At 54.2% G+C, this 754-nt stretch carries 1 rRNA gene; it reads left to right on the top strand.

Annotated elements, in window-relative coordinates:
- Positions 1-115 precede the first annotated feature (115 nt).
- A 23S ribosomal RNA gene (locus HMPREF3121_RS11385) occupies positions 116-754 on the top strand; the annotation flags it as partial.

Below are 754 nucleotides of genomic sequence, written 5' to 3'. Positions count from 1 at the left end.
GTGTGTGGTTGGTGTGGTTTCTGGTGGTGTTGTGTGAGAACTGGATAGTGGACGCGAGCATCTTGATTTTTCTGTAGATTTGTTCCATAACAGTTTATTCTGTTTGGTCGTTTGTGTGTTGTGTTGTAAGGGCACACGGTGGATGCCTTGGCATCAGGAGGCCGATGAAGGACGTGAGAGGCTGCGAAATGCCTCGGGGAGCTGCCAACTAAGCGTTGATCCGAGGGTGTCCGAATGGGGAAACCTGGCCGTCGTTGTGGGCGGTCGCCGTCAGATGAATTCATAGTCTGGTTGGTGGTTACGCGGGGAAGTGAAACATCTCAGTACCCGTAGGAAGAGAAAACAATTGTGATTCCGTTAGTAGTGGCGAGCGAACGCGGATGAGGCTAAACCGCATGCGTGTGATACCTGGCAGGGGTTGCGTGTGTGGTGTTGTGGGGTTTACGTGTGCACGGTCTGCCAGCTGTGCGCCAGCATTGGTTGTGGTTAGCGGAAAGTGCGTGGAATCGCCTGCCGTAGACGGTGAGAGCCCGGTACGTGAAAGCCATGGTCTGTTGGTTGCGTTTGTCCCCGAGTAGCAGCGGGCTCGTGGAATCTGCTGTGAATCTGCCGGGACCACCCGGTAAGCCTGAATACCTTCTGTGACCGATAGCGGATAGTACCGTGAGGGAATGGTGAAAAGTACCCCGGGAGGGGAGTGAAATAGTACCTGAAACCGTGTGCTTACAATCCGTCAGAGCCTCCTTTTGTGGGG

It is taken from the genome of Corynebacterium sp. HMSC11E11, from assembly GCF_001807025.1.
Lineage (GTDB): Bacteria > Actinomycetota > Actinomycetes > Mycobacteriales > Mycobacteriaceae > Corynebacterium > Corynebacterium freneyi.
Note: the sequence above shows the minus strand (reverse complement) of the source record. Positions and strands in the feature narration are given on the sequence as shown.